The sequence below is a fragment of the Streptomyces sp. NPDC093018 genome, assembly GCF_040684035.1.
Lineage (GTDB): Bacteria > Actinomycetota > Actinomycetes > Streptomycetales > Streptomycetaceae > Streptomyces > Streptomyces murinus.
Map to the genome: position 1 here is coordinate 414,076 of NZ_JBFBFF010000002.1, position 23,936 is coordinate 438,011.

22 protein-coding genes and 1 pseudogene are annotated in these 23,936 nt (G+C 72.6%); 12 read left to right on the forward strand and 11 right to left on the reverse strand.

Features of this window, described 5'->3' with window-relative positions:
- Nucleotides 1-17 precede the first annotated feature (17 nt).
- The 4 genes from AB0N90_RS05735 to AB0N90_RS05750 are packed head-to-tail and all read right to left on the reverse strand — an operon-like array spanning nucleotide 18 to nucleotide 3,589.
- Entirely contained in the window at nucleotides 18-683 is a 666-nt protein-coding gene (locus tag AB0N90_RS05735; RefSeq protein ID WP_365193219.1) for a response regulator transcription factor, read from the reverse strand.
- Nucleotides 673-1,923, reverse strand: a complete 1,251-nt coding sequence (locus tag AB0N90_RS05740; RefSeq protein WP_365193221.1) for a sensor histidine kinase — start codon at nucleotides 1,921-1,923, stop codon at nucleotides 673-675. Before AB0N90_RS05740 ends, AB0N90_RS05735 begins: the two co-directional genes overlap by 11 nt.
- 26 nt (nucleotides 1,924-1,949) lie before the next feature.
- Entirely contained in the window at nucleotides 1,950-2,684 is a 735-nt protein-coding gene (locus AB0N90_RS05745; RefSeq protein ID WP_365193223.1) for an ABC transporter permease, read from the reverse strand.
- Nucleotides 2,681-3,589: an ABC transporter ATP-binding protein gene (locus AB0N90_RS05750; protein ID WP_365193225.1), complete on the reverse strand. Its 909-nt coding sequence runs from the start codon at nucleotides 3,587-3,589 to the stop codon at nucleotides 2,681-2,683. Before AB0N90_RS05750 ends, AB0N90_RS05745 begins: the two co-directional genes overlap by 4 nt.
- A gap of 219 nt (nucleotides 3,590-3,808) precedes the next feature.
- Here AB0N90_RS05750 and AB0N90_RS05755 point away from each other — a divergent pair, with 219 nt between their 5' ends.
- Genes AB0N90_RS05755 through AB0N90_RS05765 form a run of 3 tightly spaced genes read left to right on the forward strand, consistent with a single transcriptional unit; the run spans nucleotide 3,809 to nucleotide 8,246 of the window.
- Nucleotides 3,809-5,908, forward strand: a complete 2,100-nt coding sequence (locus AB0N90_RS05755) for an ABC transporter transmembrane domain-containing protein (RefSeq protein WP_365193227.1) — start codon at nucleotides 3,809-3,811, stop codon at nucleotides 5,906-5,908.
- A complete protein-coding gene (locus AB0N90_RS05760) occupies nucleotides 5,905-7,713 on the forward strand; it encodes an ABC transporter ATP-binding protein (protein ID WP_361677453.1) in 1,809 nt (602 codons plus the stop codon). The genes AB0N90_RS05755 and AB0N90_RS05760 overlap by 4 nt, the downstream gene beginning before the upstream one ends.
- Before the next feature lie 11 nt (nucleotides 7,714-7,724).
- Nucleotides 7,725-8,246: a GNAT family N-acetyltransferase gene (locus AB0N90_RS05765; RefSeq protein WP_365193228.1), complete on the forward strand. Its 522-nt coding sequence runs from the start codon at nucleotides 7,725-7,727 to the stop codon at nucleotides 8,244-8,246.
- 13 nt (nucleotides 8,247-8,259) lie between these two features.
- Here AB0N90_RS05765 and AB0N90_RS05770 read toward each other — a convergent pair whose 3' ends face one another.
- The 3 genes and pseudogenes from AB0N90_RS05770 to AB0N90_RS05780 all read right to left on the reverse strand — a co-directional run.
- On the reverse strand, nucleotides 8,260-8,745 hold the full coding sequence (locus tag AB0N90_RS05770; RefSeq protein ID WP_365193229.1) for a hypothetical protein: 486 nt from the start codon (nucleotides 8,743-8,745) through the stop codon (nucleotides 8,260-8,262).
- An 88-nt stretch (nucleotides 8,746-8,833) separates the two neighbouring features.
- On the reverse strand, nucleotides 8,834-10,069 hold the full coding sequence (locus AB0N90_RS05775) for a glycosyltransferase family 39 protein (protein WP_365193230.1): 1,236 nt from the start codon (nucleotides 10,067-10,069) through the stop codon (nucleotides 8,834-8,836).
- 38 nt (nucleotides 10,070-10,107) lie between these two features.
- Nucleotides 10,108-10,827: pseudogene (locus AB0N90_RS05780) on the reverse strand (dolichyl-phosphate beta-glucosyltransferase); the annotation flags it as partial.
- 66 nt (nucleotides 10,828-10,893) lie between these two features.
- Here AB0N90_RS05780 and AB0N90_RS05785 point away from each other — a divergent pair.
- Entirely contained in the window at nucleotides 10,894-11,454 is a 561-nt protein-coding gene (locus AB0N90_RS05785; protein ID WP_365193232.1) for a hypothetical protein, read from the forward strand.
- A gap of 17 nt (nucleotides 11,455-11,471) precedes the next feature.
- Here the strand turns inward: AB0N90_RS05785 and AB0N90_RS05790 are convergent, their stop codons facing one another.
- Entirely contained in the window at nucleotides 11,472-11,978 is a 507-nt protein-coding gene (locus AB0N90_RS05790) for a SigE family RNA polymerase sigma factor (protein WP_361677438.1), read from the reverse strand.
- Nucleotides 11,979-12,176: 198 nt separating this feature from the next.
- Nucleotides 12,177-14,426, reverse strand: a complete 2,250-nt coding sequence (gene glgX, locus AB0N90_RS05795) for a glycogen debranching protein GlgX (RefSeq protein ID WP_365193234.1) — start codon at nucleotides 14,424-14,426, stop codon at nucleotides 12,177-12,179.
- A gap of 267 nt (nucleotides 14,427-14,693) precedes the next feature.
- Here glgX and AB0N90_RS05800 point away from each other — a divergent pair, with 267 nt between their 5' ends.
- The 6 genes from AB0N90_RS05800 (at nucleotide 14,694) to AB0N90_RS05825 (ending at nucleotide 21,071) form a co-directional block, all read left to right on the forward strand.
- Nucleotides 14,694-15,917 (forward strand): Ig-like domain-containing protein, encoded by a 1,224-nt coding sequence (locus tag AB0N90_RS05800; RefSeq protein WP_365193236.1) that lies wholly within the window; start codon nucleotides 14,694-14,696, stop codon nucleotides 15,915-15,917.
- Nucleotides 15,918-16,089: 172 nt separating this feature from the next.
- Nucleotides 16,090-17,313 carry an Ig-like domain-containing protein gene (locus tag AB0N90_RS05805; RefSeq protein WP_361677429.1) on the forward strand — a complete coding sequence of 408 codons (1,224 nt, stop codon included), beginning with the start codon at nucleotides 16,090-16,092 and terminating at the stop codon, nucleotides 17,311-17,313.
- A gap of 79 nt (nucleotides 17,314-17,392) precedes the next feature.
- Entirely contained in the window at nucleotides 17,393-18,160 is a 768-nt protein-coding gene (locus AB0N90_RS05810; RefSeq protein ID WP_365193238.1) for an enoyl-CoA hydratase-related protein, read from the forward strand.
- 220 nt (nucleotides 18,161-18,380) lie between these two features.
- Complete coding sequence (locus tag AB0N90_RS05815; protein ID WP_365193239.1) at nucleotides 18,381-18,989, forward strand: ATP-binding protein; 609 nt, start codon at nucleotides 18,381-18,383, stop codon at nucleotides 18,987-18,989.
- A gap of 70 nt (nucleotides 18,990-19,059) precedes the next feature.
- Entirely contained in the window at nucleotides 19,060-19,884 is an 825-nt protein-coding gene (locus AB0N90_RS05820) for a polysaccharide deacetylase family protein (protein WP_365193241.1), read from the forward strand.
- On the forward strand, nucleotides 19,884-21,071 hold the full coding sequence (locus AB0N90_RS05825) for a YncE family protein (protein WP_365193243.1): 1,188 nt from the start codon (nucleotides 19,884-19,886) through the stop codon (nucleotides 21,069-21,071). Before AB0N90_RS05820 ends, AB0N90_RS05825 begins: the two co-directional genes overlap by 1 nt.
- Here the strand turns inward: AB0N90_RS05825 and AB0N90_RS05830 are convergent.
- Nucleotides 21,042-21,704, reverse strand: coding sequence for a GNAT family N-acetyltransferase (locus AB0N90_RS05830; protein WP_365193245.1), 663 nt, complete (start codon nucleotides 21,702-21,704; stop codon nucleotides 21,042-21,044). The genes AB0N90_RS05825 and AB0N90_RS05830 overlap by 30 nt on opposite strands.
- Before the next feature lie 49 nt (nucleotides 21,705-21,753).
- Here AB0N90_RS05830 and AB0N90_RS05835 point away from each other — a divergent pair, with 49 nt between their 5' ends.
- Both AB0N90_RS05835 and AB0N90_RS05840 read left to right on the forward strand, forming a co-directional pair.
- The gene (locus AB0N90_RS05835) at nucleotides 21,754-22,665 is read left to right on the forward strand and encodes a MerR family transcriptional regulator (RefSeq protein WP_365193247.1); all 912 of its coding nucleotides are present in this window, start codon (nucleotides 21,754-21,756) and stop codon (nucleotides 22,663-22,665) included.
- A 60-nt stretch (nucleotides 22,666-22,725) separates the two neighbouring features.
- Nucleotides 22,726-22,938: an EF-hand domain-containing protein gene (locus AB0N90_RS05840; protein WP_361677408.1), complete on the forward strand. Its 213-nt coding sequence runs from the start codon at nucleotides 22,726-22,728 to the stop codon at nucleotides 22,936-22,938.
- 52 nt (nucleotides 22,939-22,990) lie between these two features.
- Here the strand turns inward: AB0N90_RS05840 and AB0N90_RS05845 are convergent, their stop codons facing one another.
- A complete protein-coding gene (locus AB0N90_RS05845) occupies nucleotides 22,991-23,545 on the reverse strand; it encodes a glycoside hydrolase family 25 protein (RefSeq protein ID WP_365193249.1) in 555 nt (184 codons plus the stop codon).
- Nucleotides 23,546-23,936 lie beyond the last annotated feature (391 nt).

Consider the following 23,936-nt stretch of genomic DNA (forward strand, 5'->3'; position numbering starts at 1 on the left):
GGGCCGTGGGCGTGGGCTCAGCCCAGGATTCCCCGGTCGTACGCCGCCGCCACCGCGGCCGCGCGGTCCTTGGCGCCCAACTTGGTGTACAGGTGGGTGAGGTGGGTCTTGACCGTGGCCTCGCTGATGAACAGCTCGCGGGCGATCTCCCGGTTGGAGGTGCCCCTGGCGACCAGGGCGAGGACCTCGCGTTCACGGGCGGAGAGCGGCTCGTTGCCGGGAGCGGGGGTGCGCACGGCCTGCACGAGGCGGGAGGCGACGGCGGGGGAGAGGACGGTATGGCCCTCGGCGGCGGCGCGGACGGCGGTGAACAACTCGTCGCGCGGGGCGTCCTTGAGGAGGTAGCCGGTGGCGCCCGCCTCGATCGCGGGCAGGGTGTCGGAGTCGGTGTCGTACGTGGTGAGGACCAGGACCTTGGCGCGGGCGCCGCGGCGGCTCAGCTCGCGGATGGCGGCGACCCCGGAGCCGCCCGGCATGCGCAGGTCCATCAGGATCACATCGGGGTCCAGCTCGGCCGCCCGCGCGACCGCCTCGGGACCGCTCGCGGCCTCGCCGAGCACCCGGAAGCCGGACGCGGAGCCGGGCGCGGAGCCGGACGCGGACTCGAACATGCCGCGCAGACCGTCCCGGACGACCGGGTGATCGTCGACGATCAGCAGCGTGATGAGGGGTTCAGTGGTCATCGCGCACCAACGGTACGCGAGCCGACACCGCGGTGCCGTGCCCCGGTTCCGACTCGACGGCGAAGCTGCCCGCGATCCGTTCGGCGCGCGCCCGCATCCCCGGCAGACCGAAACCTCCGGCGTGGCTGCGGGCGGGGACGGCGGCCGGGTCGAAGCCGGTGCCGTCGTCGCGGATGTCCAGGATCACCTCGTCGCCCAGATAGGTCAGCGTGACGCCGAGGCGGGTCGCGCGGGCGTGCCGGGCCGCGTTGGACAGCGCCTCCTGGGCGGTCCGCAGCAGCGTCGCCGAGACCTCCTCGTGCAGCGACTCGGCGGTGCCGGTGACGGTGAACTCGGCCCGTGCGCCGGTGCGTTCGCCCCAGTCGGCGACCAGCTTCCGCAGCGCCTCCGGCAGCCCGGCGGAGGCCAGTTCGACGGGGGCGAGGTTGTGCACGGAGCGGCGGGCCTCGCCGAGGCTGTGCCGGGCGAGCGCGGAGGCGCGCTCCAGATGGGTGTGCGCGGTGGCCAGGTCCGGCGCGTTGGACACCACCTGGAGCTGGGCGATGATGCCGGTCAGGCCCTGCGCGATCGTGTCGTGGATCTCCGCGGCGAGCCTGCGCCGCTCGTCGGCGACCCCCGCCTCCCGTGCCTGCACCAGCAACTGCGCGTGCAGGGCCGCGTTCTCGTCCAGCGCCTGCTGCAACGCCGCGTTGGTGCGCTCCAGTTCGTCGATGGTGTCCGCCTGGTCCTCGATGCGCCGCTGCTCCTGATCGGCGAACCGGAAGAACAGACCGACCAGACCGACATTGGTGCAGAAGACCGCCGCGAAGATCACCCACATCAGCGGCCCGTGCGGCGGCATCCCGCCGATCTCGCTGCCGGCCATGGTCACCGCGGTCATGAGCAGCCCGAGCGGCATCAGCCGCCGCGCCAGATGCAGGCTGGAGCTGTAGTAGCCGACGGCCGCGTAGATCCCGAAGAACGGGTTCAGCCAGGTCAGCGCGAACGCCAGCGCCCAGCGCACGAAGTAGAGGACCGCGGTGACCCGGGTCGGCCCCGGTGTGTCCGATGTCACCCGCCGCCACGACAGCTGGAGCAGCAGGGCGGCGGCCACCAGCGCCCCGGCCGCCTCTGTCTCGCCCCGCGACATCCCGATCGCATGGGCCGAGGCCCCCGACGTCACCAGGCCCACGGCGAGCAGCGCGTAGGGCCCCCAGCGGTCGAAGGAGGCCCTGCGCTGCGGTCCGGTCGCCTGCGTCATGCACTCAGTGTCCGGCACGGCCGGGCTCACTCCCAGCGGAACCAGCGGGCCGCGCCCGCCGTGAGCAGCACCGCCCACAGCGCCAGCACCCCCAGGTGCTCCCAGCCGGGCCAGTCGCCCGCGGCCGCCTGGTTCAGGGCCTCGGCCGCCGCCCCGAACGGTGTGAAGCCCACCACCCGGGCCAGCGTGTGCGGCATGTTCTGCACCGGCAGCCACACCCCCGCGCAGAACATCATCGGGAAGAACACCGCCGATCCGATCGCCCCCGCGATCTTCGTGGTCCGCGACAGCGCGGACAGGACGGAGCCGAGGGCGAGCGAGGCCGCCGCCGCGAGCAGCAGCGCCAGCAGATAGCCGCCCGGCTGCTTCGGCAGTCGTACGTCGAACACCACCCGGCCGACCAGCAGCGCGAGCAGCGCCGAGGCCAGCGCCACCCCGCCCTGCACCGTCATCTGCGCGCTCAGCAGCGCGACCGGCCGCACCGGGGTCGCCGACATCCGGCGCAGGATGCCCCGCTCCCGGTAACCGGTGAGGACCTGCGGCAGCGACTGGGCCCCGCACATCAGCAGCGCGATCAGCACCGCCACCGGCACATAGGCGTCGATCGGCCGCAGCCCGCCCATCGACGGGTCGGCCTGACGGAACGCGGGGATCGAGCCGAGGATCCCCAGCAGCAGCGTCGGGAACAGGAACATCCAGAACACGGCGGCCGGTTCGCGCCGGAACAGCCGGAACTCGGTACGCAGGACGGCGGTGTTCATGCCGTGGCCTCCTTGGTCAGATCGAGGAACGCGTCGTCCAGGGTGGCGTCCACGACACGGAGCTGATGGGCGGTGACGCGGTGCCGGGCGAGCAGGGTGAGGACCGCGTCGACGGTCTCGTCGGTGCCGGACAGGGTGAGCCGGCCGTTCTGGTGCTCGACCGAGGCGAGCGCGGGGAGCGCGGCCAGCTCACGCTCGTCCAGCGGCGCCGACGGGGTGAAGCTGATGACGGTGGCGCCCGCCGAGCGGTGGATCAGCCCGGCCGGGGTGTCCAGGGCGGCCACCCGCCCCTTGTCGATCACCGCGATCCGGTCGCACAGCCGCTGCGCCTCCTCCATGAAGTGGGTGACGAGCAGCACGGTGACCCCGCTCGCGCGGACGTCCTCGATCAGCTGCCAGGTGTCCCGGCGGGCCCGCGGGTCCAGCCCGGTGGTCAGCTCGTCTAGGACCACGATCCGGGGACCGCCGATCAGCGCCAGCGCGATGAACAGCCGCTGCTGCTGGCCGCCGGACAGCTTCCCGAACCGGGTGCCGAGCTTGTCGGTGAGACCGAGGCGTTCGGCCAGCGGCCGCCAGTCGGCGGGCCGCGGATAGCACGCGGCGTACAGCTCCAGCGCCTCCCGTACGGTCAACTTGGCCTGGATCTCGCTCTGCTGCAGCTGGGCGCCGAGGAGCTGGGCGACCTTCGCGTGGTCGGCGACCGGATCGAGCCCGGCGACCCGGATCCGGCCGCCGTCGGGGACCCGCAGGCCCTCGACGCACTCGACGGTGGTGGTCTTTCCGGCGCCGTTCGGGCCGAGGATCCCGAAGATCTCGCCCTCCTCGACGGCGAAGGAGACGCCGTCCACGACGGGCCGGCCGCCGTACGACTTGCGCAGATCGGTGACTTCGATGACGGATGGCATGCGTCGAGAATCCCGTTCGGGCGGGGTCCGGCACATCGGCCGGCCCGCTCGAAGGCGCATCAGCCGATCGGTTGATGCGGGGGTACGACCCGACGCGTGACCAGGGCCGGTGGCGGGGGCGACCCGGCGCGGGACCGGGAGTCGTAGGACCAGCGGCGGAGCGGGGTCCGGCCAAAACTCGGTGGGCGGCGCCGGTGCCGGTCCGTACGCTCTCCTGTGATGCCCACGACACGTGCAACCACCCAGGACAGCTCCGCCGTCCGCAGCCTGCTGCGGCTGTGGCCCTATGTGCGGCCGGTGCGCGCGCGGCTGCTCACCGCGGCCCTCGTCGCGATCGTCGCCTCCTGCACGGGCCTGGTGATCCCGCTCGTCCTGAAGTGGATGGTGGACGGCCCGGTGTCCGACCGGGACCCGGCGGGCGTGTGGCTCGGCGCGCTGTACCTGCTGCTGCTCGGGATCGCCGAGGCCGTGCTGTTCGGCATCCGGCGGTGGCTGGTGGCCCGGCCGCTGTCACGCGTCGAGGCGGGGATGCGGGCCGATCTGTACCGGCATCTCCAGCGGCTGCCCGTCGCCTTCCACGACCGGTGGGCATCCGGTCAGCTGCTGTCGCGGGGCACCACCGATCTGATGCTGCTGCGCATGTTCCTCGCCTTCCCGCTGACCTTCCTGCTGGTCAACGGCGTCACGATCCTGGTCGGCGTGGCCATCATGCTGGCCCAGGACTGGCTGCTCGGCCTGGTCGTGCTGGTGCCCGCGGTGCCGGTGCTGTGGACGTGCGTGGTCTTCGAGGGGCGGTACGCGCGGGTGGCGCGGCGGGCCCAGGACCAGGTGGGGGACCTGACCACCCTGGTCGAGGAGAGCGTGCTCGGCATCCGCGTCGTCAAGGGCTTCGGCCGCCATCGCAGCCAGGCGCGGGCGTTCGACGCGCTCTGTGCCGACCTGCGCGGGACCGAACTGCACAAGGCGCGGCTGCTGGCGACGATCTGGGGCGTCATCGTCACCCTGCCGGAGGTGGCGATCGGGGCGGCGCTGGTGCTGGGCGCGGTCCAGGTCGCCGACGGGGACCTCTCGGCGGGCACGCTGGTGGCGTTCCTCAGTACGGCGCTGGCGCTGCGCTGGCCCGTGGAGTCGATCGGGTTCCTGCTGGCGATGAGCCAGGAGGCGGCCACGGCCACGGAGCGGTACTTCGAGGCGATGGACGAGGCACCGGAGGGGGAATCGGCGGGCGGCCCACGCGAGTCGGCGCCCGAGCCCGGCGAGGACGCCCCGCACGACCCGGCGTCCGGGCCTGCCGGGAAACGGCCGCTCGAACCCGCGGGGACCCGGCCGTTCGACCCGGTGTCCGAACCCGCGGCGTCCGGGCTTGCGCCGGCTGAGCCGGCCGGGGACGGGCCGCTCGACCCGGTGTCCGGGCCTGCGGCGTCCGGGCCTGCCGGGACCCGGCCGCTCGAACCCGCGGGGACCCGGCCGCTCGACCCGGCGTCCGCTTCCGCTCCGGTGCCCGCTCCGGCTCCGGCGTCCGCTCCGGCTCCGGCGTCCGCTTCCGCTCCGGCGCCCGAGTCGGCCGTGTTCCAGGAAGCCGGGCTCCGCTTCGAGAACGTACGGTTCCGCTACCCCGACGCCGCCCCCGACTCCCCGCCCCTCCTCCAGCACATCGACCTGCACATCCGCCCCGGCGAGTCCATGGCCCTCGTCGGCGCCACCGGCAGCGGCAAGACCACCCTCACCGCCCTCGTCCCCCGCCTCCACGAGGTCACCTCGGGCCGTATCACCCTGAACGGCGTCGACATCACCGCCATGCCCCGCGAGGAACTGCGCGAGAAGGTCGCCGTGGCCTTCGAGGAACCCACCCTCTTCTCCACCACCGTCGGCGAGAACGTCCTCATGGGCGCCCCGGACGGCACCGGCGAGGACGACCTCGACCGCGCCCTCGCCATCGCCCGGGCCGAGTTCGCGCACGCCCTTCCGGAGGGCACCGGCACCCGCGTCGGCGAGCAGGGCCTCAGCCTCTCCGGCGGCCAGCGGCAGCGGCTCGCGCTGGCCCGGGCCGTCGTCGGCCGCCCGGAGTTCCTGGTCCTGGACGATCCGCTGTCCGCACTGGACGTACACACCGAGGCCGCCGTGGAGGCCGCGCTGCGCCGGGTGCTCACGGACACCACCGCGCTGATCGTGGCGCACCGCCCCTCCACCGTGCTGCTCGCCGACCGGGTGGCGCTGCTCTCCGACGGCCGGATCGCGGCCGTGGGCACGCACCAGGGACTGCTCCGCGACAACGCCGAGTACGCACACCTCATGTCCGGCGAGGAGGACCCCCGTTGACCGCCCCGAGCCCCGACAACCCCTTCGACCAGGACCTCCTGCCCTCCCCGCCGGGCGCCACCGCCGCCCTGCTGCGCTCCCTGCTCGCGCCGATGCGGGCCCGGGTCGCCCTGACCACCGCCTTGCTGCTGCTCCAGCAGGCGGCCGTGCAGGTCGGCCCGCTGCTGGTGGCGTACGCCATCGACCGCGCCGTACCCGCCTTCCGCGACCACCGGTACGGACCGCTGATCGCGGTGGGCACCGGCTATCTGCTGTGCGCGCTGCTCTCCGGCGGGCTCCAGGTGGCGTTCGTACGGCAGTCCGCGCGGGTCAGCCAGGACGTGCTGCTCGATCTGCGCGGGCGGATCTTCCGGCACGCGCAGGCGCTGAGCATCGACTTCCATGAGCGGTACACCTCCGGGCGGCTGATCTCCCGCTCCACCACCGATGTGGAGTCGCTGCGGGAGCTGATGGAGGACGGGCTGCAGGAACTGGTCACGGTCGTCCTGTCCTTCGTCTACATCTCGGCCATGCTGCTGTGGCTGGACCTCGGCCTCGGCGCGGTCGCGGTGGGCTCCTTCATTCCGCTGTACTTCCTGATCCGGCTCTACCAGCGGCGCGCGGGACGGGTGTTCCGGGCGCGGTCCACGGCGATCGCGGCGGTGATCGTGAAGTTCGTGGAGACCATGAACGGCATCCGCCCGGTGCGCGCCTTCCGCCGGGAGGCGGCCAACGACGCCGCGTTCGCCGAGCTGAACCGCGCCCATGAGCGCACCAACGGGGACTCGCTGCTTGAGATGGCCCGCTATGTGGTGGGCTCCCGTCTGGTCGCCAACACGGCCGTCGCGGGCATCGTGCTCTGGGGCGCCTACCGGGTGGCGGACGGCTCCCTTGAGCTCGGTGTGCTGGCGGCGGCAGTGCTGTATCTGCGCCGCCTGTACGACCCGATCGACCGGCTCGGGATGTTCCTGAACTCCTACCAGTCGGCCGCCGCCTCCCTGGAGAAGATCGCCGGTCTGCTCGCCCAGACACCGTCCGTGCCCGAGCCGGTCGCACCGGGCGAACTGCCGCCCTCCCGCAGCGAGTTCCCCGGCCGCGAGGTGCGCTTCGAGCAGGTCCGCTTCGCCTACCGCACCGGCGGCGAGGTACTGCCCCGCTTCGAACTGACCCTGCCGGCCGGGCAGACGGTGGCCGTGGTCGGCTCCACCGGCGCGGGCAAGTCCACCCTGGCCAAGCTGCTCGCCCGCTTCTACGACCCCACCGAGGGGCGGGTGCTGCTCGACGGGGTGGACCTGCGCGACCTGCCCACGGCCGAACTGCGGCGCGGGGTGGTGATGGTGACCCAGGAGGCGTTCCTGTTCTCCGGCACCGTCGCCGACAACATCGCGATCGGCCGCCCGGACGCCTCCAGGGCGGAGATCGAGCGGGCCGCGAAGGTGATCGGCGCGCACGAGTTCATCAGCGCGCTGCCCGACGGCTACGACACCGACGTACGCAAGCGCGGCGGCCGCATCTCCGCGGGCCAGCGCCAACTGGTCGCCTTCGCACGGGCGTTGCTCGCCGACCCGGCCGTCCTCATCCTGGACGAGGCCACCAGCTCCCTGGACATCCCCGGCGAACGGGCCGTCCAGCGCGCCATGTCCACCGTTCTGCGCGGCCGCACCGCCGTGGTCATCGCGCACCGCCTGTCCACGGTCGAGATCGCCGACCGCGTCCTGGTGATGTCCGAAGGACGCGTCATCGAGGACGGCCGCCCCGCCGAACTCATCGCGGGCACCGGCAGGTTCGCCGACCTCCACCAGGCGTGGCAGGACAGCCTGGCCTGAGAGGGAGACTCGTGACCTGGCCGAGCGCCACCCCCGTCGACACGCCCCGGCTGCGCCTCGAACCGCTGCGGGCCGGGCACGCGGCGGAGGCCTTCGCGGTCCTCGACGACGTACGACTGCACACCTGGACCGGCGGCGCGCCCGCGCCCCTGGAGGAGTTGGCGGCCCGATACCGGCGCCAGTGCGCCGGGCAGTCCCCGGACGGCCGGCACGGCTGGCTGAACTGGATGCTGCGCCGCCGCGCGGACGGCCGGCTCGTCGGCACCGTGCAGGCCACCCTCTCCCGCCCGGACGAGGGCGGTACCGAGGCCGAACTCGCCTGGGTGATCGGCGTCGACCACCAGGGCGAGGGCTATGGGCAGGAGGGCGCGCGGACCATGGCCGACTGGCTGGGCGCCCACGGGGTGGACCGGCTCGTCGCGCACATCCACCCCGGGCACGAGGCGTCCATGGGCGTCGCGCGGGCCCTCGGACTGCGCCCGACGGACCGGATCACCGACGGCGAGGTCCGCTGGAGCGACCGGCCCGCCTGACCGTGCCGGGTCGTCAGTGATGCCCGGACAGGGAACCCACCGAGTAGGTCTCGTAGATCTCCAGGAGATCCTCGTCCTCCGGCACATCCGTCCGGTCGTACGTCTCCCGGCACACCAGGGCGGTCAGCCGGACCAGTTCACGCAGCCCCGGGTAGGACGAGTCCGTCACGAAGCGGGGCCGGTGGCCTTCCGCCCGGCCGGGCAGCCGGGACAGGAACTGCTCCGCCGTGTCGTCGGCCGCCGCCTGCCGGACGTCGCCCCGCACGCAGTGCATGCCCAGCGTCGGCACCGACCGGCACGCCCCCACCAGCCGTCGCCGGGCATCCGCCGGCAGCTCCAGCCAGGAGGTGAGCTCGGCCGTTTCGCCCAGCGCGGCGGCCGCCACCCGCTCCGCCGCCTCGGCCCGCTCCCCGCTCACGGCCAGAGTCGTCAACTGACCCGGTGCGGAAGGGGTCCAATCGGTGACGCAGATGATCTCGTCGGTTGCTGCCTGACGCACGCCTCGTCCTTGCCTCGTTGAGTTCGAGGCATAGTTGTACACCGTCGGAGTGATCCCGGCGGACCGCCGGGGTGCGCGACGGCCCCGGCTACGGCACCCCCAGCTCGAACAGCGCGTATCCCGCGTACGAGCCGGAGGCCAGCGCGGCGACGCCGAGCACCGTGCACAGCATCGGCGGCGACAGCCGGCGCAGGGCCGCGGCCAGCGGCAGGAACAGCGGGAAGCAGGGGAGCAGATAGCGCGAGACATTGGCGAAGATCTGCTGGCTGCCGAGGACCAGGGCCAGGGTGAGGACCGTGTACACCACCAGCACCGCGGGTGGCCGCAGCCGGATCAGCAGCGGCAGCAGTGCGAAGGCGAGCAGGACGACGCCGACGCCGATCATGTCCGCGTAGGGGTAGGCGAAGAGATAGTCCCCGAACCGTCCCACCGGCACCGAGCGCAGCACGTCCAGGGTCTGGCTGCCGTAGTCGAAGCGGTGCGCCCACGCGCCCGACTGGAGCTTGAAGTAGCCGCCGAGGTCGCCCATCCGGTCGCCGACCCACAGCAGATAGCCGAGCAGTCCGAGCGGGGCCAGCGCCAGCGCGAACAGCGGCCGTCCCACCCCGTCCTCGCCCCGGCGCACCGCCAGCAGCGCCGCCACCGCGAGCGCGGCGATCAGCGCGGCGGCCGTGGGCCGGTTGAGCCCCGCCGCGAAGGTGAGCACCCCCGCGGCCAGCCAGCGCCGGGTCAGCACCGCGTAGCAGGCCCAGACGGCCAGGGCCACGTAGAGGGAGTCGGAGTAGACCGCCCACTCCACGCCCGAGCCCGGCCACACCGCCCACAGCCCGGCCGCGGCGAACCCCGCGCGACGGCCGCCGAAGCGTTCCGCCACCGCGTAGACGCCGAGCGCGGCCGCGAAGGAGGCGAGGATCGACACCAGCAGCCCGGCGCCGTACGAGCCGAGGCCGGTCACCGCGGAGGTCATCCGGATCAGCGCGGGGTACAGCGGGAAGAACGCCGCCGAGTTGCCCTCCAGCGTGATCATCCCGGTGGCGCCCGGGACCGGGACGAGCTTCGGGTCGTAGCCGTGCAGCGCGATCTGCTGGTACCACCAGCCGTCCCAGGTCGCCAGCACGTCCCAGGCGTGCGCCCCGCCGCCGAAGCGGGGGTCCTTGCCCCGGTAGTCACCGGCGGCGGACAGCAGATACATGAAGGAGCAGAAGCCGACCAGCTTCAGCGCGCCGAACACGGCGAGCACCGGGCCGTGCCGGCGGGCGGCCGCGCGCAGGCGGGAGCCGGGCGCGAGGGCCGGGGCGAGGGGCCGCGGCAGGGTCGCGGTCACGCGGTCGTACGGGGACGGCGGGCACGCGGGCCGGCGGCGGCCAGGGTGCGCCGCATCCGGGCGATCCCGCGCAGGTCGGCCAGCGCGGTGGCGAGGATGTCGACGCTGCTGTCGGGGTCGTCCACCCAGTCCACCGGCACCTCGTGGATCCTGAGCCCGGCCCGCTCGGCGAGCACCAGCAGCTCGGTGTCGAAGAACCACTCCTCGTCCCGCACCAGCGGCAGCAGCCGCTCGGCGGCCTCGCGGCGCACCGCCTTGAACCCGCACTGCGCGTCCGAGAAGCCGACGGCCAGCGCCCAGTGCAGCAGCGTGTTGTAGCAGCGCGAGATCACCTCGCGCTTGGGCCCGCGCACCACCCGCGAGCCGGTCGCCAGCCGGGTGCCGATGGCCAGGTCGGAGTGGCCGGATATCAGCGGCGCCACGAGTGGCAGCAGCGCCGCGAGCCCGGTGGACAGATCGACGTCCAGATACGCGAGCACCGGCGCCCGGGACCCCGACCAGGCCGCCCGCAGCGCCCGGCCGCGGCCCTTCACCGGCAGCCGCAGCGAGGTCACCTCGGCTATCTCCAGGGCGAGTTGTGCCGCGATGCGCGCGGTGCCGTCGGTGCTCGCGTTGTCGGCGATCGTGATCCGGAAGGGGTAGGGGAACGTGTCCCGCAGATGCGCGTACAGCCGCCGGACGTTCGGCTGCAGGTCCTTCTCCTCGTTGAACACCGGTACGACCAGGTCCAGTACGGGCTCGTCGTGATGGGTGGGCAGCGGGGCGCGCCGGGGCGCGGGGGCCTGGGCGGGCGCGGACGCCCGGCCCGGTCGGATGCTGATCACGTGGTTCCCCGTTCGCTGTTCTCGGTGGCGGTCGTGGTGGGCGGCGGGTACGACGTGGTCGGCGTCGTACTGGGCGCGCCGGGCGGTGCCGAACTCGACGAGCTCGGCGAGGAGTCCGGAGTCGACGAGGGCGGAAGGGTCGCCGACGTGCTCGGCGGAACGGTCACCGATGTGCTCGGCGGTACGGCCGGCGACGTACTCGGCGACGTACTGGGCGGAGCGCTCGGTGTCGTGCTCGGCGGGACCGACGGCGAGGGCGCCGGACTCGTGGCGGGCCGGGGCCCCGGCGCGCCGGGCAGCACCTGGGTGTTCTGGTGCGGCCACAGGAACAGCCCGAGGCCGAGCCCCGCGACCACCGCCGCGGAACCGGCCGCCCGGTACGCCGTGCGCACCCTGCGCCGGGTGCGCACCCCCGCCCGCAGCCGCTCCCGGTGCCGCGGCTCGAACGGCGCGGGCTCCAGCGTCCCGTGCATCAGCCGCGCGAGCCGCTGTTCGAAAGCGTCGGCCCCCTCGGCCCCCTCGGTCTCGTCGGCCCTGCCGAGGCCGGTCTCATCCACGTGATTCCCGAGCTTCATCACTCACCCCACCGGCTCGACGACGTCCGACAGCAGCTGCCGCAGCCGGGCCACCCCGCGCGCGGCATGGGACCGTGCGGTGCCGACCGGGCAGCCGAGGGTCTCGGCGACCTGCCGGTCGGGCAGGTCCTGGTAGTAGCGCAGGACCACGGCGGCCCGCTGGCGCGGCGACAGCTGCGCGAGCGCGGCCTCCAGACGGGAGCGTTCGGCCACGGTCGCCGACAGATCGCCGCCGGCCGCCACCTCGGGCAGCTCCTCCACGGGCCGCTCGCCCCACCAGCGCCGCCGCGCCGACCGGGCCGCCGCCCGCGCCAGCACCGTGCGCACATACGCCTCCGGCGCCTCGTCGGCCACCTTCGGCCAGGCGAACCACAGCTTGACCAAGGACTCCTGCAACAGGTCCTCGGCCCGATGCCGATCGCCCCCGGTGAGCAGACGGGCCAGGTGGACGAGGACCGACCAGCGGGCCGCCACGAACGCGTCGTACTCACCGGCCCGAGCCTGCTCCATTCCCACGGTCCCCGTTCTCGCCGGCGCTCTTCACAAGGGGAAAGGCCCTGGACCCCCTCGGACGCTGCACCCGCGGCACGTGATCCACGTCACGCACAGCCGCCGCACAGGCGCGGCCGGCGCCCGGACCCGGACGGGAAGCCGGGCTCGGCGGAACCCCGCACTCGGCGGAACCCCGGACTCGGCGGAACCCCGGGCTCAGCCGGTCCCCGGCCCGCCGAGGACCCGCAGCAGCAGCACCGACCGCCCCGGCACGGTGAGTTCCGCGCCCGCCGGGTGCGCGGTGCCGGGCGGCGCCGACTGGTCCTCGCGTGAGGTGTCCACCACCATCTCGTACCCCTCGGCCCACGGCGGCCCCGGCAGCACGAAGCCGGTCGGCTCCGCGCCCGCGTGCAGCACCGCGAGGAAGCTGTCGTCCACCACCTGCGCGCCCCGCTCGTCGCGGCCCGGGATGTCCCGCCCGGACAGATACATGCCGAGCGTGGCCGCGGGCGCGTACCAGTCGCCCTCGGTCATCTCCGCGCCCCGCGCCGTGAACCAGGCCAGGTCCCGCAGCCCGTCCGCGGCCTGCGCCCGCCCGGCGAAGAAGGCCCGCCGGCGCAGCACCGGATGCCGGTGGCGCAGCGCGATCAGCCGCGAGGTGAGGGCGAACAGCGCCCGCCAGCCCGGCTCCTCAAGGAGCGACCAGTCCAGCCAGCCGGTCGCGTTGTCCTGGCAGTACGCGTTGTTGTTGCCGCCCTGGGTGCGCCCGAACTCGTCACCGGCCACCAGCATGGGCACCCCGGTGGACAGCAGCAGCGTGGTGAGCAGATTGCGCAGCTGGCGGCGGCGCAGGGCCCGCACGTCCGGGTCCGCCGTCTCGCCCTCCGCGCCGCAGTTCCAGGACCGGTTGTCGTCGGTGCCGTCCCGGTTGTCCTCGCCGTTGGCCTCGTTGTGCTTGCGCTCGTACGACACCAGGTCGCGCAGCGTGAAACCGTCGTGCGCGGTGACGAAGTTGACCGAGGCGTACGGGCGGCGCCCGCCCCAGGCGTACAGGTCGCTGGAGCCGGACAGCCGGTAGCCCATCTCGCGCACATCGGGCAGCGCGTGCCGCCAGAAGTCGCGCACAGCGTCCCGGTAGCGGTCGTTCCACTCGGTCCACAGCGGCGGGAAGGCGCCCACCTGGTAGCCGCCGGAGCCGATGTCCCAGGGCTCGGCGATGAGCTTGACCCGGCGCAGCACCGGGTCCTGGGCGATCACCGCGAGAAAGGGCGAGAGCATGTCCACGTCGTGCATGGAGCGGGCGAGCGCCGCCGCGAGGTCGAAGCGGAAGCCGTCCACGCCCATCTCGGTCACCCAGTAGCGCAGCGAGTCGGTGATCAGCCGCAGCACCTGGGGCCGCACCACGTGCAGGGTGTTGCCGCAGCCGGTGTAGTCGGCGTAGCGGCGGGCGTCGTCCTGGAGCCGGTAGTAGGCGCGGTTGTCGATGCCCTTCAGGGACAGCGTCGGGCCCAGCTCCCCGGCCTCCGCGGTGTGGTTGTAGACCACGTCGAGGATGACCTCGATGCCGGCCGCGTGCAGCGCGCGCACCATCCGCTTGAACTCGCCGACCTGCGCTCCCGCCGTACCGGAGGCGGCGTAGGCGGCGTGCGGGGCGAAGTAGCCGACGGAGTTGTAGCCCCAGTAGTCGGACAGGCCCCGGCGCAGCAGATGGTCCTCGTGCGCGAACTGGTGCACGGGCAGCAGCTCCACGGCCGTCACGCCCAGCTCCACCAGGTGCTCGACGGCGGCCGGGTGGGCGAGCCCGGCGTAGGTGCCGCGCAGCTCCTCGGGGACGCCGGGGTGCAGCTTGGTGAAGCCGCGCACATGCAGCTCGTAGATGACCGAGTCCGCCCAGGGCGTCTTGGGGCGGCGGTCGTCGGACCAGTCGTCGTCATCGTGGACGACGACGCCCTTCGGGACGTACGGCGCCGAGTCCCGCTCGTCGCGCACCGTGTCGGCGACCCGCTGCTCCGGCCAGTCCCGCACATGGCCGTACACCTCGGCCGGCAGGGTGAACTCGCCGTCCACCGCGCGCGCGTACGGATCGAGGAGCAGCTTCGCGGGGTTCCAGCGGGCGCCGGTCCACGGATCCCAGCGGCCGTCCACCCGGTAGCCGTAGCGCTGTCCGGGCAGCACGCCCGGCACGAAGCCGTGCCAGATCTCGTGCGTCAGCTCGGTCAGCGGGACCCGGGTCTCCCGGCCGTCCGCGTCGAACAGGCACAGCAGGACCGACCGCGCCCCGGCCGCCCACAGCGCGAAGTTGGTGCCCGCCACCCCGTCCGGGCCGACCCGGAACCGGGCCCCCAGCGGCGTCGGCGCGCCCGGCCACACCGGCGGCCCGGGCACCGGGGCGCGCCGGGCGCCGTTCGTCGAGGGCACCGCGGCCCGCCCTGTGGCCGGTGCCCGCTGCTCGGCTGCGCTCGTCACCTGTCGGCCCCTCTTCCAGTGGCTCGGCCGGAGCGGCGCAGCCCGCCGCGGCGGGTCGCCGGGCAGGCCCGAAGGCACCCGGACGGACCCGCCTCGGCACGGCGCCCCGGGCCGCCGGCGGACCCGGCCACCCGGTGCGGCCGCGCCCCTCGGCTCCGGTACGGGCGCGGCGATCGGCTCCCCGACGTGTCGTCCTTCCCACAGTTCTGCCCACCGCATGGCTCGCACTCACGTTTCCCCGGAGCGTGCCCGGTCGTTGAGCAGCGCGTGAGGCACGTACATGGGCGCGCACGGCGCGCGGGGGCCGCACTGGCGGCCGTACTGACATGGGCCGGACTGCTGGCCGGATGCTCCGCGGGCGGCTCGGGCCCGCTGGGCCTGGGCGGCAGACCCGGCGGAACTTCGGCACCCCGGGACGCCATCCGGGTGGCCCCGAACGACGGCAGCACCGCCGTCCCGCAGAACCAGCGGCTGCGGGTGCGGGTGCCCGACGGCCGACTGGAGAAGGTGAAGGTCGTCAAGGAACAGGACGCACAGGCCACCCCGGTGGCCGGGCATCTCAGCGCCGACGGGCTGACCTGGGCGCCGGACGACGACCGGCTGGCGCTCGCCGCCAGGTACACCGTGGACGCGGTGGCGCTGGACTCGGGCGGGCGCCGCTCGGCCCGGCACGCGTCCTTCACCACCTACGTCCCCGGCAAACGGTTCATCGCCTACGCCACCCCGGAGAACCGCTCCCTGGTCGGCACCGGGGAGATCGTCTCCCTGGCCTTCAGCACGGACATCGTGAACAAGGCCGCCGTCGAACGCGCGGTGCGGGTCACGGCGCGGCCCGCGGTGGAGATCCGCCCGCACTGGTTCGGCAAGAACCGGCTCGACTTCCGCCCGGAGAAGTACTGGAAGCCCGGCACCAAGGTCACCGTCGACCTCGGGCTGCGGGACGTCGAGGCCGCCAAGGGTGTCTACGGGCTCCAGTCCAAGTCGTTCTCCTTCACCATCGGGCGCAGCCAGACCTCCCTGGTCGACGCGGCGGCGCACACCATGCAGGTGCGGCGCGACGGCCGGCTGCTGGCCACCGTCCCGATCACCGCGGGCGCCCCGGCGAACCCCACCTACAACGGCAAGATGGTGGTGATGGAGATGCTGGAGGAGACCCGGATGAACAGTCAGACGGTCGGCTTCGGCGGTGAGTACGACATCCCCGACGTCCCGCACGCCATGCGGCTCACCGACTCCGGCACCTTCCTGCACGGCAACTACTGGGACCCGACCGCCCCCGGTGTGGCCAACGTCAGCCATGGCTGTGTGGGCCTCAGGGACGTCCAGGGCGGCAGTTCGGACACCCCCGCCGGGTGGTTCTTCGACCGCAGCCTCGTCGGTGACGTGGTGGAGATCGTCAACAGCCAGGACAAGACCGTCGACCCCGGCAACGGGTTCGGTGGGTGGAACCTGACGTGGGCGGCATGGAAGGCGGGCTCCGCGGTGAAATAACCACGTGGGACGGCCACAGGGCGGCGCGCGGGGGGCCGGTGCGGGTGCCGGGCGGAAGTTGCGACGGAACAGTGACATTCGCCTGACACCCCGCTCAAAACCGGGCAGTTAATATTCGCGCACCAAATGTGGTGGGGAGCGGGCCGAGCAGGCCCTGCGAGGGGAGAACGACGTGAACGTGCGGCCGATATCGGGGGCGTCGGTGGCGAGGCGGCGGCGCGCGGCAGGGGGGCTCATAGCCGGCTCCCTGGTGCTGTCGCTCGCGGCCTGCGGCGGGGGCGGCGGCGGGGGTGGCAAGGACGACGGCAAGGGCGCCGCGACCCAGCAGGGCCGGCCCTCCACGGCCGCCGTCAGCATCGCGCCGGAGCAGGGGGCCACGGGCGTCGCCACCGACGGCGCCCTCAAAGTCAGCGCGGCCCGGGGGAAGTTGACCGAAGTCACCGTCAAGGACGCCAAGGGCGCGAAGGTCGACGGCGCCATCACCGGCGACGGCGGCTCCTGGTCGCCGTCCGCCCATCTGGCCGCGGACACCAGGTACACGGTGCACGCCGTCGCCCAGGACACCGACGGCAAGAGCACCACCAAGGACTCCAGCTTCACCACCGTCACCCCGAAGGCCACCTTCACCGGCTACTTCACGCCCGAGGACGGCTCCACCGTCGGCGTCGGCATGCCGTTCTCCGTGAACTTCTCCCGGGGCATCACCCACCCCGACGCCGTCGAGAAGTCCATCAAGGTCAAGACGGAGCCGCCGGTCGACGTCGAGGGCCACTGGTTCGGCAACGACCGCCTCGACTTCCGCCCCGAGAACTACTGGAAGGCCGGCACCAAGGTCACCGTCGACCTCGACCTCGACGGTGTGGAGGGCCGCGACGGCGTCTACGGCAAGCAGCACAAGACGGTGTCCTTCACCATCGGCCGCAGCCAGGTCTCCGTCGTGGACGCGAGCAAGCACACGATGAAGGTCACCCGCGACGGCAAGGTGATCAAGACCCTCCCGGTGACCACCGGCAAGCCCGGCTACGACACCTGGAACGGCCAGATGGTCATCAGCGAGAAGCTGTCCGTGACCCGGATGAACGGCGAGACGGTCGGCTACGGCGGCGAGTACGACATCAAGGACGTCCCGCACGCCATGCGCCTGACCACCTCCGGCACCTTCGCGCACGGCAACTACTGGGGCGGCGGCGCCTTCGGCAACTTCAACGCCAGCCACGGCTGCATCGGCCTGCGCGATGTGAAGGGCGGCTACGACTCCTCGACACCGGCCGCGTGGTTCTTCAACAACTCGATCCTGGGCGACGTGGTGGTCGTCAAGCACTCCCACGAGAAGACCGTGGACCCGGGCAACGGGCTCAACGGCTGGAACATGTCCTGGGCGGACTGGAAGAAGTAAGCCCTCGCGGTGTGCGGGCCCGGTGCTGTGACCTACGGCACCGGGCCCGCCGCCGTTAGTCGCCGTTAACCTGAGCCGTATGACCGTCATTCTTGATGTCGCCGAAGGCGTCGGCACGCTGCGTCTCGACCGCCCTCCGATGAACGCGCTGGACGTCGCCACCCAGGACCGGCTGAGGGAACTCGCCGAGGAGGCCACGCGCCGCGACGACGTGCGTGCCGTGGTGATCTACGGCGGGGAGCGGGTGTTCGCGGCGGGCGCGGACATCAAGGAGATGCAGAACATGGACCACACCGCGATGGTCCTGCGCTCCCGCGGCCTCCAGGACGCCTTCACCGCGGTGGCCCGCATCCCCAAGCCCGTCGTGGCCGCCATCACCGGCTATGCCCTCGGCGGCGGCTGCGAACTCGCCCTGTGTGCCGACTACCGCATCGCCGCCGACAACGCCAAGCTCGGCCAGCCCGAGATCCTGCTCGGCCTGATCCCGGGCGCCGGCGGCACCCAGCGTCTGCCCCGCCTGGTCGGCCCCTCCAAGGCCAAGGACCTCATCTTCACCGGCCGTATGGTCAAGGCCGACGAGGCCCTCGCGATCGGCCTGGTGGACCGGGTCGTCCCGGCCGCCGAGGTCTACGAGCAGGCGCACACCTGGGCCGCGAGACTCGCCCAGGGCCCGGCCGTCGCGCTGCGCGCCGCCAAGGAGGCCGTCGACGTGGGCCTGGAGACCGATATCGACACCGGGCTCGCCGTCGAGCGCAACTGGTTCGCGGGCCTGTTCGCCACCGAGGACCGCGAGCGCGGGATGCGCAGCTTCGTGGAGGAGGGCCCCGGAAAGGCCAAGTTCCTTTAGACGGCCCGGGGTTGGTGGAAGGCGACCCGGAGTTCCTTTAAAACGCAACTGAACTCCCTTGAGTCCACCAGCAGTTGACGTGTCGTCTCATACGGGTCCCTCGATGGGGCGGATTATGGGAGCCTTAAAGCACCCTTAAGTCTGTCTGGTCGAGGGAGCCCCGCGATTGCCCGGAACCGAGTCGTCCTCGCAGCTCAGCCGGGGTGTACCGGCCAGTGACATGCCATCGGCATATGCCAATCGTGGGGTGCACAGCGGGGGCGTACGGGGGGCGTATTCCTCCGGAACGGCCCCCGAGGCGCCTTGCGACGGCCATCATGGGGGCATGGCGGGGCTGGAGGGCATCGAACAGCCGCGGGGACACAGCCGCGCTTCCGCGGGGCGCTGGTCGCCCACGGTCGAGGACGAACAGGCGCTCAAGGCGCTCGAACTGTTCGGCAATCCGACGGAGCGCGAGGTGCAGCTGCCCTCCCGCCCGGAATCCGCCGCCACCGCCCGCCGCCTCGCCCAGGTCGTGGTCCTGCGCACCTGGCGGCTCACCCCCAAGCTGGCCGAGGATACGGTCCTGCTGGTGTCCGAACTGGTCGGCAACGCGGTACGGCACACCGGCGCCCGCGTCTTCGGACTGCGCATGCGCTGCCGCCCCGGCTGGATGCGCGTCGAGGTGCGCGACCCCTCCCGGGGGCTGCCCTGTCTGATGCCGGTCCAGGAGCTGGACATCAGCGGCCGGGGCCTGTTCCTGGTCGACAAGCTGTCCGACCGCTGGGGCGTCGATCTGCTGCCGCGCGGCAAGACGACCTGGTTCGAGATGCGGGTGAACGAGCGGTAGCGGCGGGGCGCGGCACGCCTCCTGACGGCAAGTCGGACAAAACTCGCTTTTCTTACCTTTCATCCCTTAAATGGCGCGAGTGACCACCACCAACCGCCGTGACGCGCTGCGTGCGGGCGCCGGACTCGTCGCGGGCGGCGCGCTCGCCGCCGGCTGCGGCACGGGCCCGAAGACCACCGCCGCCGCGCAGTCCACCACCGCACGGACCACCCCCGAGTCCGCCATGAACTCTCCGAAGACCCCGAAGTCCCCGTCCCCCACCCGTCCGGCCCCCGCCCCCCGCGCCTACCCCGGACAGCCGGCCCAGATCACCCACGGCCCGCGCACCCGCCCCCGGGTCGCGCTCACCTTCCACGGCCAGGGCGACCCCGCCATCGCCCACACCCTGCTCGACACCGCCGAACGGCACGGCGCCCGCCTCACCGTGCTCGCCGTCGGCACCTGGCTGGACGAACACCCCGACATCGCCCGCCGCATCCTCGACGGCGGCCACGACCTCGGCAATCACACCCAGCGGCACATCTCCGTCAACGACCTCGCCGAGGCCGACGCCCGCAAGGAGATCACCGACTGCGCCGACCGGCTCAGACGGCTCACCGGCTCCATCGGCACCTGGTTCCGCCCGTCCCGCGCGCCCACCGCCTCCGCGCTCGTCGCCGCACTGGCCCGCCGAGCGGGCTACCCGCACGTGCTGTCGTACGACGTCGACTCGCTCGACTACACCCGCCCCGGCGCCGCCGCCGTCACCCGCAAGGTCCTCTCGGAGGTGCGCGAGGGCTCGGTGGTGAGTTTGCATTTCGGTTATGAGGACACGGTCGCCGCCCTCCCCGACGTCCTCACGGAACTCGACCGCCGCAAACTGCGCGCCGTCACCACCACGGAGCTGCTGAGCTGATGCGAACCACGAAAGCCGCCCGCCGGCTGGCCACCGGTGCCGCCCTCGCCGCCCTGGCCCTGGTGTCCGCGTGCAGCGGCCAGGGCGCGCACCGCGCGAACGAGGCCATCGGCAGCAAACCGCCGGCCCAGCCGCAGGTGGACCAGGCGCGGGTGAACGTGCTGCCCGGCATGCCCCCGGTCCAGGACCCGGCGGACATCTACGCGGCGGACCGGCCGGGGCTGCTCTCCCCGGTGGTCAAGGACTTCCCCTCCCGGGTGTACGTCCCCAACACCAACTCCGACACGGTCACCGTCATCGACCCCGCCACCTACAAGGTCATCGACACCATCCCGGTCGGCCGCCAGCCCCAGCACGTGGTGCCCTCCTGGGACCTGAAGACCCTGTGGGTCAACAACGACCTCGGCAACAGCCTCACCCCCCTCGACCCGCGCACCGGCAAGGCGGGCAAGGCGGTCGCCGTGCACGACCCGTACAACCTGTACTTCACGCCCGACGGCAAGTACGCGATCGTGATGGCCTCCATGGACCGCCAACTGGTCTTCCGCGACGCCCACACCATGAAGACCGTCAAGGCGGTGCCGGTCAGCTGCTACGGCGTCAATCACGCGGACTTCTCCCGCGACGGCCGCTACTTCATCGTCTCCTGCGAGTTCAGTGGCGAGATCCTCAAGGTCGACACCGCGCGGATGGCGGTGGTCGGCCAGGAGAAGCTGCCCGTGCACGGCTCCATGCCGCAGGACGTCAAGGTCTCCCCGGACGGCAATCGGTTCTACATCGCCGACATGATGGCCAACGGGGTGTGGGTCCTGGACGGCGACCGGTTCACCAAGCCGACCCTGCTCTCCACCGGCAAGGGCGCGCACGGCCTCTACATCAGCCGCGACTCCCGCGAGATGTACGTCTCCAACCGGGGCGAGGGCACCATCTCGATCTTCGACTTCGCCCGGAACAAGCTCACCAAGAAGTGGGTACTGCCCGGCGGCGGCAGCCCCGACATGGGCGGCGTCTCCGCCGACGGCAAGGTCCTGTGGCTGTCCGGCCGCTACGACGCCGAGGTGTACGCCATCGACACCCGCACCGGCAAGGAACTGGCCCGCATCCCGGTCGGCAGCGGCCCGCACGGCCTCGCGGTCTATCCCCAGCCGGGCCGCTACTCACTGGGGCACACGGGCGTCTTCCGCTGAGCCGGGGAGCCGAAGCAGCAGCTCCGCGCCGACCACGTCGTAGCCGGCCGCCCGGAACGCCCGCATGCTCCGGGCGTTCCCCGGCGCCACCTGCGCCCACAGCGGCTCCCCGGCGAGCCGCCGGGCCGCACCCGCCAGCCGCCGCCCCAGGCCCCGCTCCCGGGCCGCCTCGGCCACCTCCACCGAGACCTCAAGGCGTCCGGCCGTCCCGCGCCCCGTCACCAGCACCCCGCCGTCCGCCTGCCAGGCCCGCACCTCGTCGCGGTGCTCGCGCGCGTACCGGATCCGGGGATGACCGGCGTCCCGGATCTCCGTCAGCGCGAGCGCGGGGGCGCCGGGGAGCGGTCCGGCCACCAGCACCGCGTCCACCGTCTCCGCCCGCCGCCCGGTGCGCTCCAGCAGCGCGGCCAGGAAACGCGGGTGCAGAGCGGCCGCCAGCGGATCGCAGCCCAGGCCGCGCAGCGCCTCGTACACCCAGGCGGGGTCCTCGTCCGTGACGACGACGGAGTGCGCCGTGAACGCCAGCACGCCCGCGTGCCGGGGACCGGGCTGCGGCAGGACCGTCGTACGGCCGTCCGCCGGCGGGAACACACCCCGCGCCACATCGTCGAGAATCTCCCGCACGGACTGCACGACGCCACCCCTTGAGTCTCCACCCGCTGGAAGGCCCAGACTCCCAGACATGAACGACGACGGCAGCGGACTTCTCACCATCGGCGAGCTGGCACGGGCCACCGGACTGACCGTGCGCACCATCCGCTTCTGGTCGGACGAGGGCGTGCTCACCCCGGTGACCCGCTCACCGGGCGGCTACCGGCTGTACGACGCCCGGGGCGTCGCCCGCCTGGAACTGATCCGGACCCTGCGCGAACTGGGGCTCGGCCTGGACGACGTGCGACGAGTGCTGGCGGGAGAGCGGACCGTGGCACAGGTCGCGGCGACGCATGTGGCCGCGCTGGACGCGCAGATCAGCTCGCTGAAGGTGACCCGTGCGGTGCTGTCGTCGGTCGCACGACGTGACTCGACCGCGAGGGAGACGACCCTGATGAACAGACTGGCCCGGCTGTCGGCGGCCGAACGGCAGCGGATCATGGCGGAGTTCGTGGCGGAGTCCCTCCAGGGGCTCGACGCCGTGGACCCCGAGGTGCGGGAGCGGCTGCGCGCCACCACGGTGGACCTGGCGGCGGACCCGACGCCGGAAGAGGTGGACGCGTGGGTGGAGCTGGCGGAGATGCTCCAGGACCCGGAGTTCCGCGCGCAGATGCGCCGGGCGATGGAGCTCAACTCGGCGGACGGGGCGCCGGGGGAGGCCCGCGGCCGTTCGCTCTGGTTCGCCGAGCGGCTGGTGGAGCTGGTGGCCCCGGCCCGCGGGCGCGGCATCACCCCGGAGTCACCGGAGGCGGAGCCCGTCCTGCGCGAACTCTTCGGTGACGCCCCGCGCGCGGACGTCCTGGAGCGCATGACGGCCGGCTTCGACGAGCGGGTCGCCCGGTACCGCGAACTCATCGCCCTGGTCAATCGTGCCCCCGCCCCTCCGCACGCCGAGGACTTCGCCTGGGTGGTCGCGGCACTGCGCGCCCGCACGGACAGCTAATCTGACCAGCGTCAGTACGCCTGCATGGGCACAAGAAACACGAGCAAAAGGGGCGGATCGGTGGCGGACATCGAGGAAGCACGCAAGGAATTCCAGCGGATCGACGCGGACGGCGACGGTTTCATCACCGCCGCCGAATTCAAGTCCGCCCTGGCCCAGGGAGGCGACTGGAACGCCACCGACACGGTCGCCGAAGCCATCATCAAATCCCGTGACCTCAACGGCGACCAGGTCCTGTCCTTCGACGAGTTCTGGACCTACCTGAACAAGTGACGCGGGTCGGCAGGGGTGCCCCGTCCTCCGGAAGCGGGCACCCCTGTGCGCCTCAGCCGCCCGCCCACTCCTTGAGCGCCGCCGTGGAGGCGAAGTCGGCCAGGTCCTTGTCCAGGGGCTGGCTCGCGTATTGGTGGATGCGCCACTTGGCCTTGATGCGGGGTTTTCCGGCCGTGACGTAATCGGCGATCCACAGGCCGTCGCCCGCGTACGACGTCCGGTCGATGTTCAGCCAGAACTCGCGGTTGCAATAGAGCATCACCCGGTTGTGGGGCCGCAGTTGTTTCAGTTTGCGGATGAAGGCGTCCTTGTCCGCGTTGCTGGCGTGCGTGCCGTCACTCGTGGTTTCCCAGTCGACGGCCAGGATGTCGCCGGCGCGTTCCGGGGCGTGCTGGAGGAAGTAGTCGGCCTGTGCGGTGAGGTTGCCCGGCCACAGGAAGTGATAGAAACCCACGACCAGTCCGGCATCGCGGCCGGTCTTGGTCTGCGCGGTGAGGCGGGGGTTCACATACGAACGGCCCTCGGTCGCCTTCATGAAGACGAAGGAGAGCCCGTCCGTGTCATATGACGTGGACTGGAAGGAACTTACGTCGATGCCGTGGAGCATGCAGGGTTTGTGCCCCCCGCACGGCCCCCCGGAAACGTGCGCTGGTACTTGTGCGTTCTGGGCGGTTCCCAGGTGCTGGAAGTGGCAGATGCGTTTCTCTTTTTGTCATTTGAAGAGCACCTTGTCGCCGTTGAGATCACGGGATTGATGACGGCTTCGGCGACCGCTCGCTTTGCGGGTCGCTCATGCCCGCCCGGCGGCAGCTTCTCGTATGCTCATTCGCAGCCGCCCGTTCTGGGCCGTGTCCGTCAGCTTGGGGATCGGCAGGTCGTCTCGTGAGCATCGTCCGATGGGACGCCGGGGGAGCGATCTGTGCGGGCGAGGCGGAAGACCCGAACGCGCCGGCAGCGAGCCCAGATGCGCGGGCGCGGGGGATTTCCTTAGGTTGGTG

Bases quoted from the DNA above. Each gene is read 5' to 3' on its own strand.
- AB0N90_RS05735 (WP_365193219.1), bottom strand. From the start codon at position 683: ATGACCACTGAACCCCTCATCACGCTGCTGATCGTCGACGATCACCCG.
- AB0N90_RS05740 (WP_365193221.1), bottom strand. From the start codon at position 1,923: ATGACGCAGGCGACCGGACCGCAGCGCAGGGCCTCCTTCGACCGCTGG.
- AB0N90_RS05745 (WP_365193223.1), bottom strand. From the start codon at position 2,684: ATGAACACCGCCGTCCTGCGTACCGAGTTCCGGCTGTTCCGGCGCGAA.
- AB0N90_RS05750 (WP_365193225.1), bottom strand. From the start codon at position 3,589: ATGCCATCCGTCATCGAAGTCACCGATCTGCGCAAGTCGTACGGCGGC.
- AB0N90_RS05755 (WP_365193227.1), top strand. From the start codon at position 3,809: ATGCCCACGACACGTGCAACCACCCAGGACAGCTCCGCCGTCCGCAGC.
- AB0N90_RS05790 (WP_361677438.1), bottom strand. From the start codon at position 11,978: ATGGAGCAGGCTCGGGCCGGTGAGTACGACGCGTTCGTGGCGGCCCGC.
- AB0N90_RS05810 (WP_365193238.1), top strand. From the start codon at position 17,393: ATGACCGTCATTCTTGATGTCGCCGAAGGCGTCGGCACGCTGCGTCTC.
- AB0N90_RS05815 (WP_365193239.1), top strand. From the start codon at position 18,381: ATGCCATCGGCATATGCCAATCGTGGGGTGCACAGCGGGGGCGTACGG.
- AB0N90_RS05820 (WP_365193241.1), top strand. From the start codon at position 19,060: ATGGCGCGAGTGACCACCACCAACCGCCGTGACGCGCTGCGTGCGGGC.
- AB0N90_RS05825 (WP_365193243.1), top strand. From the start codon at position 19,884: ATGCGAACCACGAAAGCCGCCCGCCGGCTGGCCACCGGTGCCGCCCTC.
- AB0N90_RS05835 (WP_365193247.1), top strand. From the start codon at position 21,754: ATGAACGACGACGGCAGCGGACTTCTCACCATCGGCGAGCTGGCACGG.
- AB0N90_RS05845 (WP_365193249.1), bottom strand. From the start codon at position 23,545: ATGCTCCACGGCATCGACGTAAGTTCCTTCCAGTCCACGTCATATGAC.